Here is a 14,770-nt window from a genome sequence, read left to right as displayed (position 1 = left end):
AACAAAATCCACTACAATAAATAGCTGTCCATATATGACACTTGGATGACATCTCTTTAGAATAGCGAGGCACTGCCAGTGAACATGAACACAACAAGCTTTTCACAAAAAGTGAAGCAATTCCTGATTATATTTTTGCCCATCTTCACCACTCAAATCGCCCTCTCGGCCATGTCGTTCTTCGACACGAATATGTCAGGCAAGTTTTCCCCGGCCGACCTTGCAGGCGTTGCAATCGGTACAAGTCTGTGGATGCCAGTTCAAACTGGACTAAGTGGGATTTTAATCGGTATAACACCTGTCGTTTCACATCTGTTAGGTTCCAAACGTAATGATCAGATCGGGTATAACGTCATACAGGCGTTGTATCTCGGAATTGCGGTCAGTCTCGTCGTTATCGGAGCTGGGGCGTTGTTACTTGGTCCTATACTAAACGGAATGCCTCTGGAACCCCGAGTTGCCCAAGTCGCCTTCTATTTTCTGTGTGCACTCGCTTTTGGCATTATCCCACTCTTCGGATATACGGTGCTGCGCAGCTTCATGGATGCACTCGGCCAGACGCGGACTACGATGTTCATTACGTTAGTCTCTCTCCCCGTTAACATCTTTTTGAATTATTTGCTGATATTCGGCCGTTGGGGTTTCCCTCAATTGGGCGGTGTTGGTGCTGGAGTCGCTACAGCTTGTACGTACTGGCTCATTTTTCTCATTAGTCTCTTTTTTGTGCATCGGGTCGAACCTTTCGCCAAATACGGTATTTTCCGTCAATGGACCCGTGTATCCTTGGCGAAGTGGAAAGAGTTACTCAAGATTGGTGTGCCGATTGGATTCGCAACTTTTTTCGAAACGTCCATCTTCGCTGCTGTAACTTTAATGATGAGCCGTTTTGACACCACAACGATCGCTGCCCATCAGGCGGCACTGAACTTCGCTTCTACGCTCTACATGTTGCCTGTGAGCATCTGTATGGCTCTTACGATCCTTGTGGGCTTTGAAGCAGGTGCAGGACGTCTGAGAGACGCCAAACAATACAGCCTGCTTGGAATTGGTGGAGCCATCGGGCTTTCACTACTGACAGCTATTGTGTTGATTGTGTTTGGCGAACAGATTGCAGGCGTATATTCAAACGATCGAGAGGTCATTGCACTTACGCAGCATTTCCTCATCTACGCCATTTTCTTTCAGATCTCGGATGCAATTGCCACACCGACTCAGGGAGCATTGCGGGGCTACAAAGATGTTAATCCGGCACTGATCATTACGTTCGTTGCGTATTGGATCATTGGTCTGCCTGTAGGTTATCTTACAGCTACGTATACTTCACTCGGCGCCTTTGGATATTGGATCGGACTCATTGCCGGCCTTGCTGTAGGAGCAACAGCGCTTCTCTGGAGACTCTTCCTGGTACAAAAACAAGCCGCACTCCGCAAGGTCTAGCATCGATGTACTAAATCCTGAAAACAACAAAAAGAGCACAATCCTCGTCCATAGGGGATTGTGCTCTTTGCTTATGAATCGAATTATTGGGACAAACGTTGTGCAAGCTCGTAAGTCTCCATATCGAAATCTTTTTTTGTGTTAACCACTTTATCGATATCCGTCAAGGTAAGCTCACCCTTGATAATGCCACACCCTTTGTCTGTCTCGCCTGCAATCAGACTGCGAACAGCGAAGTCGCCCAGACGGCTTGCCAGGTTACGGTCGAAAGGTGTTGGCGTACCGCCACGCTGAATGTGACCCAGAACGGTTACACGCGGCTCATACGTCGGGCAACGTTCCATCAATTCTTTCGCTACATCCTCACCCTTGCCCACGCCTTCAGCAACAATGATAATACTGTGACGTTTACCGTGTGCAAAGTTGGCTTTCATGCGATCTGCCACTTCGTCCATGTCAAACGGGACTTCTGGAACAAGAATCGTTTCAGCGCCCGAAGCAAGTCCGGCATGCAGAGCGATATCACCACAGTGACGACCCATAACTTCAACGATGGAAGAACGTTCGTGTGAAGACATTGTGTCACGCAATTTGTTCACCGCATCAACCACTACGCTTACAGCTGTATCGAATCCGATCGTATAGTCAGTGAATGAAATGTCGTTATCAATCGTTCCTGGCAGACCCATGGTGTTAATACCCAGCTTGCTCAGTTTGTTCGCTCCGTTGTAGGAACCATCTCCACCGATAACAACCAGACCGTCAATGCCGCGCGCACGCAGAATGTCCGCCCCTTTTTGCTGACCTTCAGCGGTGTAGAACTCTTTGCAACGTGCCGATTGAAGAACCGTTCCCCCACGTTGAATGATATCCCCTACACTACGCAAATCCATTGGGAAAATGTCATTATTCAAAAGACCCTGGTATCCACGTTGGACTCCGTACACTTCGAGACCGTGAAACAGTCCGCTGCGAACAACCGCACGAACAGCTGCGTTCATCCCCTGTGAATCACCACCGCTCGTTAATACTGCGATTTTCTTTACTGCTGTCATGATGTTTCTTCCTCCTCTAGTTTCACTTCAGGCTCCGTAACAACACACCTGACTTACATATTTTTCCGTATCCAGCGACTGAAAATGAAGAAAAATATTCTTGTCATTGGACTATTCTTCATCAGACGTTTGGACACGACGCGAACTTCCTGCTGTTCGCTGACTTTGGGATCAGACAGGTAAATGGCAATTAGTCCTTCGATGATCATCCGGTGAAAGGAGCTTCCCGGAATCTTCTGCACATCGCTGCGTGCCATCTCCACAATAAAAGCAATTCGGTCCAGCATTGTCTCAACATTCTCATAATAGTTGCAGAAGTTGAGATCTCCCCCGATGCGGTCCTCATCCTGATCAATTAAGTAATCGAGCATAATGTGCAATGCGCATACATGTGGGAAGTAGGCCGTGTGGATCGAGGCCGCTTGCTCTTCGGTCAACTGATCGTCACTCGCAGCCAAAAACAGCATGAATACGCCCAGTGTAGAGCCAGTTGCAGCAGCAAATTCGTTCCAACGAAACTGAGGTGTGCGATGGCGGTGCTCCGACCACCATTCGAGCAGTGCCGTTTCTCTCAGTTCCGGCTTGATATGCTTATATACCTGCAGGTCCGTGTATAGGCCTGCCAGATCCTGAATTTGGGGCTTGGCGGACGCATAGCCTGGTAACTGACGGGTCAGTTCCTGACATGTGGTCACCAGATTCCGCAGATATCCACCGTCATCCTGCTCCTCACGGAGGGCATAATAATTGACGGGAATTGCTTCGGGATCTACCGCATCAAGCATGGATTGATGGAGAAGACGAAAGTCATCCGGGTCCATCGAGGTGCTGCGGTCGCACAGATTGTCCAAATAATCACTAATAGTTTGATATGAAACGATCAGCGGAATCAGAATGTGTCTGTTGGGCAAATCAGCTAGAGCGTAGACGGTTCCGCCTTCACAGTGGAACTGCTTATCCTTCAGACTGGCAAGTGCCTGTGTACGCAATTCCTCATTCGGAATCGCCTCAGCTTGGGCACGCCATCCATTCAATGCCTTCCGTGTTTCCGGAATGGTGTATTTGTACACCCCTCTCATCAATGCCAGCGGTCCACGCGGATATTGATGACGTTTTCGATTTGATTGGCTCAAAATAAATGTGCCTCCACTTGGTTGAATACGTATTAGAGCGATTTTTAACCATTCCTATTATAATATGATCCCCTTAATTGTACAAATGATCTGCCGCATATTCCGCACAAAAAATCGCATCGGCGTTCAAAGCTTTGTGATATACTAGGCATATTTCATCCATCAAAGGAGTCGTTGACATGTCGTCAAGTGAATCACTTTCGTGGAGACGGTTATTTTCTTTTTTTGTGCCACTTGGCATTTCCGCCTCTCTCGTCACCATTTCTCACGTCATTATAAACAGCACATTAGCACGTTCCGCTCATCCCGAGACGGTTATTGCCAGCTATGCTATCGCCGGTAGCTTGTTAACCCTCACCGAACGCCCCTCCACCCTGCTGCGGCAAACCTGTTCCGCACTGGTTCGCGATCGCCTTTCCTTTCAGGCCCTCACGTTTGTGACCAAAATATTTCTTGCCTGTGTGCTTCTCATTGGTTTTCTCATCGTATACTCTCCCGTGGGTACCGGGGTATTCAAATACCTGTTTGGTGTAAGTCCGGATCTGCTGAACAAAGTCATTGATGTATATGAAATCCTCATGTATGTGAGTATCTTTTCGGTGATCCGCAACATCTATCAAGGGATCATCATTACGAATAACCGAACCAAGTGGTTAACAATTGGCATGGTATTCCGTTTAGCCGGCATGTATGGACTATCCCTGTATTTCATATATACAGACAGCATTAACAGCGGACGTGTAGGCGCTATCATTTTTGCTGCTGGCATGATGATTGAAGCGCTGGTCAGCTTTTTGGAGGGAAACAGCATCAAGCGCAAGATGCCCGCCAAGCTAGAGGATCATCCCGTCGAGAGCAAGGGAGACGTATTTCGCTTTTATAAGCCGCTGTTGTTATCCAGCTTTGTCGCGCTGTTTATAGGACCGGTCATTAACATCGTACTTGGCAAAACGACCGGGATTGCACTAGCCATTTCTTCCTTTGCCATAGCAAGCAGTCTGATGCAGTTAATGCTAAGCTTTTTTACATACATCCATCAGATCGTGCTTAATTTCTACCTTGTAGACGCCAAACTGGTACGGAAATTCGCGCTTGTCACGGGATTTATCCCGTTTGCAATGACGGTGTCGATTGCCTATACCCCCCTGGGACCATGGGTATTCGAAAATATCATGAGCGTGCAGGGTGAATTGTTGGAACAAAGTCTCTGGACACTGCGTGCGTTCGTCTTATTTCCGCTGATCTTCCCTTTTCTGGATTTCAGCAATGGCATCATTCTTCTCCGCGGTCAGACGAAAACGATGTTTCGTTCACAAACGGCGAATGCCATCTGCACGGTAATTGTACTGCTTATTCTTGTTAGTATTTTTCCTGCCTGGAACGGCATGATTGGTGCTGTTGCCCAATCCCTTGGCCTGCTCGCCGAACTTATCATTGTCTGGCTTGTTATCCGGCGCACGCAGCAAGAACCTACAATGTCCGTGCCGTCTACCAGTAAATCGTCATCCCTGAAGGGGTAATAAAATCATTGAACTGTTATCAGGATTGGAGTCTCTCATCATGAAATTAAGTCACAACGCCCGCCCGGATCAGAACTGGCTGCGGGCTCTCATGTTCACCATCTTCGGTTCCACCGTTCTGGTGGTATCCTATTTCCAACTTTACTTTAGTCATCTGGGCTTTAGCCGGGTGGAGATCGGTTACCTTTACGGAATCGGGCCCCTCATCTCTGTGTTCTCCAATATGTTTTGGAGCATGGCCAGCGACCGCTACCAAACGGTACGCAAAGTGATGATTATTCTGCTTGGTGGTCAATTGATAACAGGTATCATGCTCGCCAATGCAACGACTTTCGGTCAGGTATTTGTACTCGTGACCCTGTTTTACTTTTTCTATTATCCCGTCTATCCACTCTCCGATACGATGGCTATCACAACGGCCAGCAAGTATGGTCGAAATTTCACTTCCATTCGAGTCTTCGGATCGATTGGGTATGCCTTCTTCGCATTAAGTATCGGGTACTTCCTTGGATCTTTTGGTCCAGGATGGACGATCTGGGTTTGTGTCGGTCTCGCTGCGACAACATTACTTATCAGTTTTCAATTGAAGGATCAACCTTCGGGAAGTAGTAGTAAAATGGATCTTTCGGGGCTATGGGCTATTTTGAAACGCAGAGATGTGCTCACCTTTTTTGGCTGTGTATTTTTGCTAGCCATGGGACATCGGATGAACGAAGCTTTTCTTACCATCACGCTAAAAGAGCTGGGTGCCAGCGAGGGGCTGATCGGTTGGTCTTTGCTGATCTCTTCCGTAAGTGAGATCCCCATATTCCTGCTGCTTAGCAAGTATGGAAACCGGTATAAAGAACTGCCGCTTATTGCTTTTGCTGCACTGATGTATACGGTTCGTTTGCTTCTCATGTCTATATCCGATACACCTGCAGCTGTCGTTGCCATTCAGACGATGCACAGCGTTACCTTCGGTATTTTCTACGTTACCGCTGTCCGCTACATCATTCGCCTTGTTCCCGATAGCTACAGAGCTACAGGTATGGCTTTGTTCACTATCGTGTGGTCCAGTGCCTCGGGACTGCTAAGTGGCACGTTGGGCGGACTGATCCTGGAACATGCAGGCAGACAAACCTTCTATCTCACCGCCATGGCTTTCTCCCTGGCTGCCCTGATCGGTTTCGGAATAAAGTTATGGTCCAGCATGACCCATCGTGCGTCTTGAAAACACAGGGAACCCACACCGTATGCAACGGATATTCGCACCCAAAATGTAGAATCAAAAAAAGCACAGCCTCCCTTGAGGGGACTGTGCTTGGGTTCTTAATATTCAGCTATCAATTTATCATGTATAAGAAGTCCGTTAGCCGGATAAATTCTTACAGTTTGTTTACGTTAGCTGCTTGAGGACCACGGTTTCCATCAGTGATTTCGAATTCTACCGCTTGACCTTCTTCCAATGTTTTGAAGCCGTCTCCTTGGATTGCGGAGAAATGTACGAATACGTCCTCGCCGCCTTCAACTGAAATAAAGCCATAGCCTTTTTCTGCGTTAAACCATTTAACTGTACCTTTCAAATGAAAAACCTCCTAAAAATATCGCCATCTATGGCGAATACCCTTATTATACTGTATGGGCTTCCATTTTGCAATTTATCTTTCCATAAATGTCGAAAAAATTTGCTTTGAATCGTAGGGTACGGTATCATTTTACCAAAACCGTTAGTTTGGAGACTACCTATGATAAAAAAACATGAAATATACAAAACAGACAAGTGGAATATGATGACTGTAGAAGTTCAGGGCAAATATCTCGTACTGCGAGAAATTTCGGAAGAGTGGGGCGAAGAATGCCATACTTTCCTTAGCCGTCCTGCGTTAATGCACTGGGCTGAACGCCGTTTCCCAAAAGCAGATTTTGAGAACCGTGAGGATGAATGGCGTCAATTGATGGCTGCCTTCAAAGGGGTCTAACCCATGCCGCTTGACTCAAGCAATGTCGTCATCTTTATTATCCTTGCCTTTTCCCTTGGTATTGTGCTTATTCTGGGACGCAATTCCATCCCGGATCGACTAAGACGGGGAATGGCGCTTATTGCTACCCTGCTCATTTGTTTCGCCTTTTTCCTGATCGTTTATTTCTTGTATAACATGGGGAACCTAATCACGGGACCCTGATGCTCAAATATTTCAACGTGCCTAAGGTCATACTATACGAGATTATTCGTATCGTAAGGAGGAAGGCCGTTGAAATACCAAAAATCGCTATCTGTTATACTGGTACTTAGTCTGATTCCTTCGTCTCTCTCCACACAAGCGAGCGCGACGAAGGCAGCTTCGTCCAACCATTCATCAGATCATCAAAGGAGGATTTCCATGAGTCAATTATTGAAACGTTCCGAGGTGCCAGCCGAGCATAGCTGGAAACTGGAAGATTTATTTGCCGATCAGAATGCCTGGGATCAGGAATATGAAGAAGTATCGTCTTTGACCAAGAAGGCCTCCGAATTTCAAGGCAAACTGAATCAACCTGACGTACTCAAATCTTGCTTCGAGTTCGAAGATGAGATCAGCCTCAAAATAGAACGCCTCTTTGTGTATGCACGTATGCATCAAGATGAAGACACAGCGAATCCTACATATCAAAACCTGTCCCAAAAAGCCCAGAAATTAGGCGTACGGGTTGGTGAAGCACTTTCTTTTGTCACACCGGAGATTCTCTCCCTTCCTGACGATGAGTTGAACGCGTTCATTGCGAACGAAAAACTCTCAGCATATACATTTACGTTGGAAGAGATGAAACGGGAAAAAGCCCACGTTCTTAGCCAAACCGAGGAGGCTTTGCTTGCTCAGGTAGGCAACCTTTCACAAGCACCACAGACGATCTTTAGCATGTTGAATAACGCCGATCTCAAGTTTCCGAGAATCAAGGATGAACATGGTAATGAAGTTGAGCTGACACACGGCAGCTACATTCAATTCCTTGAGAATCCGAATCGTGAAGTTCGCGAACGTGCCTTCAAAGCGGTATACGAAACCTATGCCAAACAGAAGAATACAATTGCGGCTGCCCTAAATGCGAATGTAACCAAAAATATGTTCTATGCCAATGTACGGAAGTACCCTTCCGTAATGGAAATGTCCCTCTATGGAGATAACATTCCAACGGATGTGTATACCAATCTGGTAGACACCATTCACGAGAGCCTTCCGTTATTACATCGTTATATGGACCTGCGCAAAAAGTTGCTTGGTGTGGATCAATTGCACATGTATGACCTGTTCGCTCCGCTCGTAGATGAGTACAAAATGGATATTACGTATGAGGAAGCGAAACAAACTGTCAAAGATGGCCTGACACCACTCGGTAAGGACTATGCAGACGCATTGCAGACTGGATATGATAACCGCTGGATCGATATATATGAGAATGAAAATAAACGTTCAGGTGCTTATGCCTGGGGCGCTTACGGCACTCACCCATATGTCTTGTTGAATCACAAAGATAACCTGAACAGCATGTTCACATTGGCACATGAAATGGGTCACGCTCTGCATTCACATTACTCGGATACAACACTTCCGTATCGCGATGCGCAGTATACCATTTTCCTTGCTGAAGTTGCATCTACAACCAACGAAGCGTTGCTCATGGATTATCTGCTTAATAAATCAACAGATCCGAAGGAAAAATTGTATCTGTTGACCTATTATGCCGATCAATTCCGTACAACGGTATTCCGTCAGACCATGTTTGCTGAATTCGAGAAAATCATTCATGAGCGTGCCGAACAAGGTGACGCATTAACACCACAATTGTTATCCGAGATCTATTATGATCTGAACGTTAAATATCACGGTAAAGACATGGTTGTCGACAAAGATATTGAAATGGAATGGGCTCGTATTCCCCACTTCTATAACAGCTTCTACGTTTACAAATATGCTACAGGCTTCTCCGCAGCGACAAGCTTCTCCAAGCAAATCCTGGAAGAGGGCCAACCGGCTGTTGACCGTTATCTTGGCTTCCTGAAGAGCGGTGGCAGTGATTACTCCATCAACATTCTGAAAAAAGCCGGTGTGGATATGTCTACACCACAGCCGATTCGTGAAGCTATGAGTGTCTTCAAGGAATTGATTGAACAGATGGAGCAGCTAACCAAATAAGGTTGTCTTTCCATGTGACCTGTATCCCTTGCCCGTTTGGGCAGGGGATTTTATCATCAATACAAGATGCAACATACTCGAATATGGGTAATGCATATCTAGTTCTCAATTGTTCAACAAGGAGGCAACACCATGAAAATGCAATGGGCACTCATAGCAGGTCTCGTTTTTGCACTGCTCACGGGGATCTTTGCGGTCATTAATGTGGATTCCGTACAAGTGAACCTGTTATTTAACACGGTACAAATTCCGCTGATCTTGCTCATTCTCGGTTGTACCCTGATCGGTGGAATTATTGTAGGTTCATATGGCATCTATCGCCAATACCGATTGCAACGCGAGAACAAACAATTGAAATTGCGTGTATCTGAATTGGAAAGTTCCGCGACAAACAAATCTACGTTGGATTCTTTCAAATCGATGGATTCGCTTGATTCCAATGAATCCGACAGCCTATTGGAGAATGATTCGATCCAGAGTCAGCGCAAAGGAAACCCTACGGGAACACTGTAACCAATCAGAGACAGCCTGCTGGCGAGCCAGGAATGGTAGTATCACATTCACTCCCCCAGACAGGCTGTATTTTGTTTCACACCATACCCACGTTCCAAGGAGGAAATTAAACAATGAGTTTTACGATTGATGAATCTTACGTACTGTCTTTTCTGAAAAAATTGCTGGACACACCAAGTCCAAGTGGTTACACCCATCATATTATCGAAATGATCCGCGAGGAAGCAGAATCACTGGGCATCGCCTGTGAGCTGAATAACAAGGGCGGTGCAGTACTTACATTGCCAGGGCAGGATTCGTCCAAGACGATTGCTTTGAGCGCCCACGTGGATACGCTAGGGGCCATGGTGCGCTCCATTACATCTTACGGCACATTGAAACTAACCTCTGTTGGTGGATTTTCCATGCAAAGTATCGAAAACGAGTACTGCAGCATCCATACTCGGGATGGAAAAACATACACAGGCACCATTCTCTCCCTTCACCCGTCTGTACACGTCTATCCGGATGCACGCACCTTTGAACGGACCGAAAGCCATATGGAAGTTCGCATCGATGAAGTCGTCTCCTCCAAGGAAGATGTGTTGAAACTCGGGATCGCTGTCGGTGACTTTATCTCCTTCGATGCTCGTGCAGTCATCACGCCGAGTGGTTATATCAAATCACGTCACCTGGATGACAAAGCCAGTGTAGCTGCGCTGTTCGGCATCCTTGAGTCTGCACATCGTGAGGGCTGGAAACCATTACATAACGTCTCTCTGCTCATCTCGAACTACGAAGAAGTCGGACATGGCGCATCATATATCCCTGCGGAAATCAGTGAAATGATCGCCGTAGACATGGGTGCGATGGGTGATGACCTCAGTTGTAAAGAAACCGACGTTTCCATATGTGCCAAAGATTCTTCTGGCCCGTATGACTATGATATGACCAGCCGTCTCATTGAGCTGGCCAAACAAGATGGCATGGATTACGTCGTGGACATTTATCCCCAGTATGGCTCCGATGGCAGTGCAGCATTACGCGGTGGAAACAATATCCGAGCCGCACTGATCGGTCCAGGGGTCCACGCATCTCATTCCATGGAGCGTACACATAAGGATGCTGTCCTGAATACGGCACGTTTGCTCGCTGCCTACATCACAACCAAGTAAAAGAGCATCATTTTTCTACGAAATCATCATGGTGACATCCATAAGTCTTGTCTAACCAAAAAGGACACTTCCAAGCACAATAAATCGGTGTGCTATTGGAAGTGTCTTTTTTTGTCATGTCTCTTAATCTGCCTGTTCCACATATGCATGATATTTATGATCCAATATCTCCAACTCTGTCTTATGGTCACGCATTTCATTTCTTAGCACATGCATCGTCTTCCTAACCGCGCTCAGTCCATCTTTCACTTGACGTTCGGCTTTGCGAATTTTGTCCTGAACCATCCAGTCCACGAAGAGGTTATCGAAGAAATAGTCTGCGAATGAAAGCAGACCTCCCAGATGCAGATCCGCGTGTACTGCCATCTCTACATCCTCCAGTTCCTTCTGAAAACGTCGCAGACGCTTACCTGCATCCATGATCGCGACCTGCGCGTCATCCATTCGTCCTCGCTTGATATGTGTGGAGATCACTCCACCACCCATCATGTCATATACGCCCCAATTGCCTGCCGAAGCCAAAGCCTTCTCTGCACGCTCAAGGGCATAGAGCAGATATTCTCCCTCCCGGAAAGCTTCATCCAGTTCCTGTAGCTCGCTCGCCAGATGCTCCCGATTCTCAGCCATCTGTTGCAATTCCTCATCCCGGTCCAGCAGACGCCCTTCCTTCTTCCCCCACAGAGCGTTGTAGTCACTCTGCCAGTACTGATACTGCCGCCCGCCCTCCAACTCCTGCTCCACATGAATGCGTTGCTCCTGTACGTCTTGTAACATGCGACAAGCAGTGTCGTATGCAGCCTTGCTCTCCATGAGTTCCAGCTCTTCCTTCTCCAGCTGCTCTGTCTTCTTGCCAATCAGTTGATAGAAAAATGCTGACAATGTCATACTGTTCAGTCGATCAACGTCCTTCTGCTCCTTCTGGAGATGCTCCAGCCGACGCTTTACCTTTGCTTCCCATTCGCTTTCCTCTGTTTGAAGCTTCAGCAGACGCTTGGTCCATTTCTCGTAAATTCTCCCCTTTTCCTTGAGCACTGCCAACTGTTCATTAATTTCCTTATACATAAGTGTGGTGTTCTCTCCCTTCTATGGAATTCTTTACTTATACAACGTAATGAATATACTAAACGTTTCACATTAAATCGCAAATTCGCAGACAAAAAAACACCCTCTCCTCCTATGCGACATAACGTCACTAAGGAAGAAAGGGCGATGATTACTCATAAATCAAGACTTGCTCTGTTCAATCTGCTCTGCAAGTTCATTCAGAACGGTCCAGCGTTCCATCAATTCGTCCAGATGACGCTCCGCCTCAACCTGCTCAGCCATCAACTCCTGAAGACGGGCAGAATCACTAAACGACTCTTCCATCTCTTTATTAATCCGGACAAGATTGGCTTCAGCCTTTTCAATATTTTCATCAATCTGGTCGTATTCACGTTGCTCCTTGAAGCTGAATTTCAACTTCGGTTTAGCCGCTGACACAGCGGGAGCCGTTTTCTCCGATGACTGCTTCACCTTCGCTGCTCCTGTGTCACTCTCTTGAGCAGCTCCAGGCGCATTTTTCAGCATCCATTCCGCATACTCACTGTAGTCGCCGACGTGTACACGTACAGCACCGTTGCCCTCAAAAGACAACACTTTATCCACAGTACGATCAAGGAAATAGCGATCATGGGATACCACAAAGACAACACCAGGGAAATCATCCAGGTAGTCTTCCAGTACAGCGAGTGTCTGGATGTCCAGATCATTCGTCGGCTCATCCAACAGCAATACATTCGGCGCAGCCATCAGCACACGCAGCAGATACAGACGACGCTTCTCGCCACCGGACAGACGCGAGATTGGCGTCCACTGGGATGCTGGGGTAAACAGGAAGCGCTCCAGCATCTGGGATGCTGTAATCAGAGATCCATCGGCTGTTTTCACATTCTCGGCAACTTCCTTGATGTACTCAATCACACGAAGAGTTTCATCCATCTCCTGATGCTCCTGTGTGAAGTAGCCCAGATTGACCGTAGGACCGACATCAACCACGCCTGCATCGGGTTCCAACTTGCCAGATATCATCTGTAGCAACGTGGACTTACCACTACCATTCGGTCCGACAATCCCTACCCGATCTCCAGGTACGGCAATATAACTCAGATCTTCGATCAGCTTGCGGCCACCCACGGATTTGGAAAGATGCTCGATCTCCAGAATCTTTTTACCCAAACGAGTGGAGCCAACCGATACTTCCAATGAACCTGAGCGCTGGATTCCTTGTTGGTCTTTGAGTTGTTCGAAGCGATCAATTCTCGCTTTTTGTTTCGTTGTCCGTGCCTTGGCACCGCGACGAATCCACGCAAGCTCCGTCCGAAGCAGGTTCTTACGCTTCTGTTCGGAAGAGGCTTCCCGTTCTTCCCGCTCCGCCTTCAGTTCCAGGAAACGTGTATAGTTGGCTTCGTATCGGAACAAACGTCCATGATCCAATTCCAGCATGACATTCGCCACACGATCCAGGAAATACCGATCATGCGTAATCATAAGCAGTGCGCCGCGGCGCTTCTGCAAGTACTGCTCCAACCAAACGACCGAATCGTTATCAATATGGTTCGTCGGCTCATCCAGAATGAGCAGTTCGCAAGGATGAATCAGCGCAGCAGCGAGTGCTACCCTTTTGCGTTGTCCACCAGACAATGTGCCCATCAGTGCATCGAATTGACGAATACCCAATTTGGACAAAATGCTCTTCGCTTCGCTCTCCATCTGCCAGAGCTGAAGCTGCTCCATTTGCTGATTCAAGCGTAATAACCGCTCTTGCAAGGCTTGATCGGACGAATTCAGTTCCAATAATTCCATCGTTTCCGTATATTCACGCACGGTTTTCATTTCCATGCTGTCACCTTCGAATACTTGTTGCAGTACCGTATTATCCGGATTGAAATCCGGATTCTGTGCCAGGAACTGAATACGTACGTCATTACCGATCGAGATCTGTCCCGCATCTGCAGGTTCCATACCAGAAATCACACGCAAGAACGTGGATTTACCTGTTCCATTTACCCCAACGACACCAATCTTGTCCTGATCAGCCATGCCAAATGAAGCATCCTTGAACAATATTTTTTCACCATAACTTTTTGCAATTTGCTCTACCGTCATTATGTTCATTGCTCGTACCCACTTCTCTGTAAATTAAAATTCAATATCATGTACATCTGTGCAATCACTTTACACTTGTAAAAAAGAACGGCATCCGTCCAGAAACAATGCTGCTGCAAAAGCAATTCGTTTGTTCAGATGCTCTTCATTGAACTCCGGATTCAACATAATATCCATCTTCAGCCGGTCCAGAATTCCAATGTAGGCTTCAGCGAGTAATACAGGCTCAGGTACACTTGCACTTTCAAGTACTTCACACACCATGCTCATGTATTGATTCATAAATGCCTTCATGAATTTCATCAGATCCGGATCATTATTGGGTGCCATAAAAAAGAGCTTGGTATGATTGCGACGCTCATAATAATACGTAAGGTGTGTCTTGGCTATTGCTCCAAGTTTATCACCTGTGTTCTCATGCGAGTTCAAAGCATATTCAAGGCGGCTGATAAAGCTGTTACAGTCGCGCTTGGATACTGCGATAAATAATTGTTCCTTGCTTTTGAAATATAAGTAAATGGTGCCTTTTGCGATGCCGGCTTCGTCTGCAATATCAGACATTTTCGTCTCATAAAAACCTTTCGAGCCAAAAATTCCATAGGCCGCATCCAAAATAGCCTCCGATTTGTCTCCCTGTACCGTGCTCAAATGTACTCC

14 protein-coding genes are annotated in these 14,770 nt (G+C 46.8%); 8 read left to right on the top strand and 6 right to left on the bottom strand.

All coding sequences use genetic code 11. The annotated features are described in order from the left end of the window. Positions 1-84: 84 nt before the first annotated feature. Positions 85-1,437, top strand: coding sequence for an MATE family efflux transporter (locus MKX75_RS09915; protein WP_339169461.1), 1,353 nt, complete (start codon positions 85-87; stop codon positions 1,435-1,437). Between the two features lie 83 nt (positions 1,438-1,520). Here the strand turns inward: MKX75_RS09915 and pfkA are convergent, their stop codons facing one another. Together pfkA and MKX75_RS09905 are read right to left on the bottom strand one after the other, a co-directional pair. Further along, positions 1,521-2,492 carry a 6-phosphofructokinase gene (gene pfkA, locus MKX75_RS09910; RefSeq protein WP_062833640.1) on the bottom strand — a complete coding sequence of 324 codons (972 nt, stop codon included), beginning with the start codon at positions 2,490-2,492 and terminating at the stop codon, positions 1,521-1,523. 53 nt (positions 2,493-2,545) lie between these two features. Then, entirely contained in the window at positions 2,546-3,625 is a 1,080-nt protein-coding gene (locus tag MKX75_RS09905) for a tetraprenyl-beta-curcumene synthase family protein (protein ID WP_175623655.1), read from the bottom strand. 179 nt (positions 3,626-3,804) lie between these two features. Between MKX75_RS09905 and MKX75_RS09900 the strand changes: the two genes are divergently transcribed. Continuing rightward, positions 3,805-5,145 carry a multi antimicrobial extrusion protein MatE gene (locus MKX75_RS09900; RefSeq protein ID WP_339169460.1) on the top strand — a complete coding sequence of 447 codons (1,341 nt, stop codon included), beginning with the start codon at positions 3,805-3,807 and terminating at the stop codon, positions 5,143-5,145. Between the two features lie 40 nt (positions 5,146-5,185). Beyond that, positions 5,186-6,358: an MFS transporter gene (locus MKX75_RS09895; RefSeq protein ID WP_339169458.1), complete on the top strand. Its 1,173-nt coding sequence runs from the start codon at positions 5,186-5,188 to the stop codon at positions 6,356-6,358. Between the two features lie 154 nt (positions 6,359-6,512). Here the strand turns inward: MKX75_RS09895 and MKX75_RS09890 are convergent, their stop codons facing one another. Further along, complete coding sequence (locus MKX75_RS09890; protein ID WP_017689394.1) at positions 6,513-6,710, bottom strand: cold shock domain-containing protein; 198 nt, start codon at positions 6,708-6,710, stop codon at positions 6,513-6,515. Between the two features lie 162 nt (positions 6,711-6,872). Here MKX75_RS09890 and MKX75_RS09885 point away from each other — a divergent pair, with 162 nt between their 5' ends. From MKX75_RS09885 to MKX75_RS09865, 5 genes are all read left to right on the top strand, one after another. After that, positions 6,873-7,106 carry a hypothetical protein gene (locus tag MKX75_RS09885; RefSeq protein WP_017689395.1) on the top strand — a complete coding sequence of 78 codons (234 nt, stop codon included), beginning with the start codon at positions 6,873-6,875 and terminating at the stop codon, positions 7,104-7,106. A 3-nt stretch (positions 7,107-7,109) separates the two neighbouring features. Beyond that, positions 7,110-7,310 carry a hypothetical protein gene (locus MKX75_RS09880; RefSeq protein ID WP_339169457.1) on the top strand — a complete coding sequence of 67 codons (201 nt, stop codon included), beginning with the start codon at positions 7,110-7,112 and terminating at the stop codon, positions 7,308-7,310. A gap of 198 nt (positions 7,311-7,508) precedes the next feature. Continuing rightward, positions 7,509-9,299 carry an oligoendopeptidase F gene (gene pepF / locus MKX75_RS09875; RefSeq protein ID WP_339169456.1) on the top strand — a complete coding sequence of 597 codons (1,791 nt, stop codon included), beginning with the start codon at positions 7,509-7,511 and terminating at the stop codon, positions 9,297-9,299. 132 nt (positions 9,300-9,431) lie between these two features. Then, positions 9,432-9,812 (top strand): lipopolysaccharide assembly protein LapA domain-containing protein, encoded by a 381-nt coding sequence (locus MKX75_RS09870; RefSeq protein ID WP_145146832.1) that lies wholly within the window; start codon positions 9,432-9,434, stop codon positions 9,810-9,812. A gap of 113 nt (positions 9,813-9,925) precedes the next feature. Further along, positions 9,926-10,966, top strand: coding sequence for a M42 family metallopeptidase (locus MKX75_RS09865; protein WP_076330401.1), 1,041 nt, complete (start codon positions 9,926-9,928; stop codon positions 10,964-10,966). Between the two features lie 123 nt (positions 10,967-11,089). Here MKX75_RS09865 and MKX75_RS09860 read toward each other — a convergent pair whose 3' ends face one another. The 3 genes from MKX75_RS09860 to MKX75_RS09850 all read right to left on the bottom strand — a co-directional run bounded on the left by MKX75_RS09860 (position 11,090) and on the right by MKX75_RS09850 (position 14,761). Then, positions 11,090-12,028: a hypothetical protein gene (locus tag MKX75_RS09860; protein ID WP_076330400.1), complete on the bottom strand. Its 939-nt coding sequence runs from the start codon at positions 12,026-12,028 to the stop codon at positions 11,090-11,092. 162 nt (positions 12,029-12,190) lie between these two features. After that, complete coding sequence (locus MKX75_RS09855; protein WP_339169455.1) at positions 12,191-14,122, bottom strand: ABC-F family ATP-binding cassette domain-containing protein; 1,932 nt, start codon at positions 14,120-14,122, stop codon at positions 12,191-12,193. A gap of 60 nt (positions 14,123-14,182) precedes the next feature. Next, the gene (locus MKX75_RS09850) at positions 14,183-14,761 is read right to left on the bottom strand and encodes a TetR/AcrR family transcriptional regulator (protein ID WP_017689402.1); all 579 of its coding nucleotides are present in this window, start codon (positions 14,759-14,761) and stop codon (positions 14,183-14,185) included. Positions 14,762-14,770: the final 9 nt, after the last annotated feature.

Origin of the sequence: Paenibacillus sp. FSL R5-0341 (assembly GCF_037975235.1) — a bacterium.
Classification (GTDB): Bacteria; Bacillota; Bacilli; order Paenibacillales; family Paenibacillaceae; genus Paenibacillus; species Paenibacillus amylolyticus_A.
This window is presented reverse-complemented; position numbering and strand designations above follow the sequence as displayed.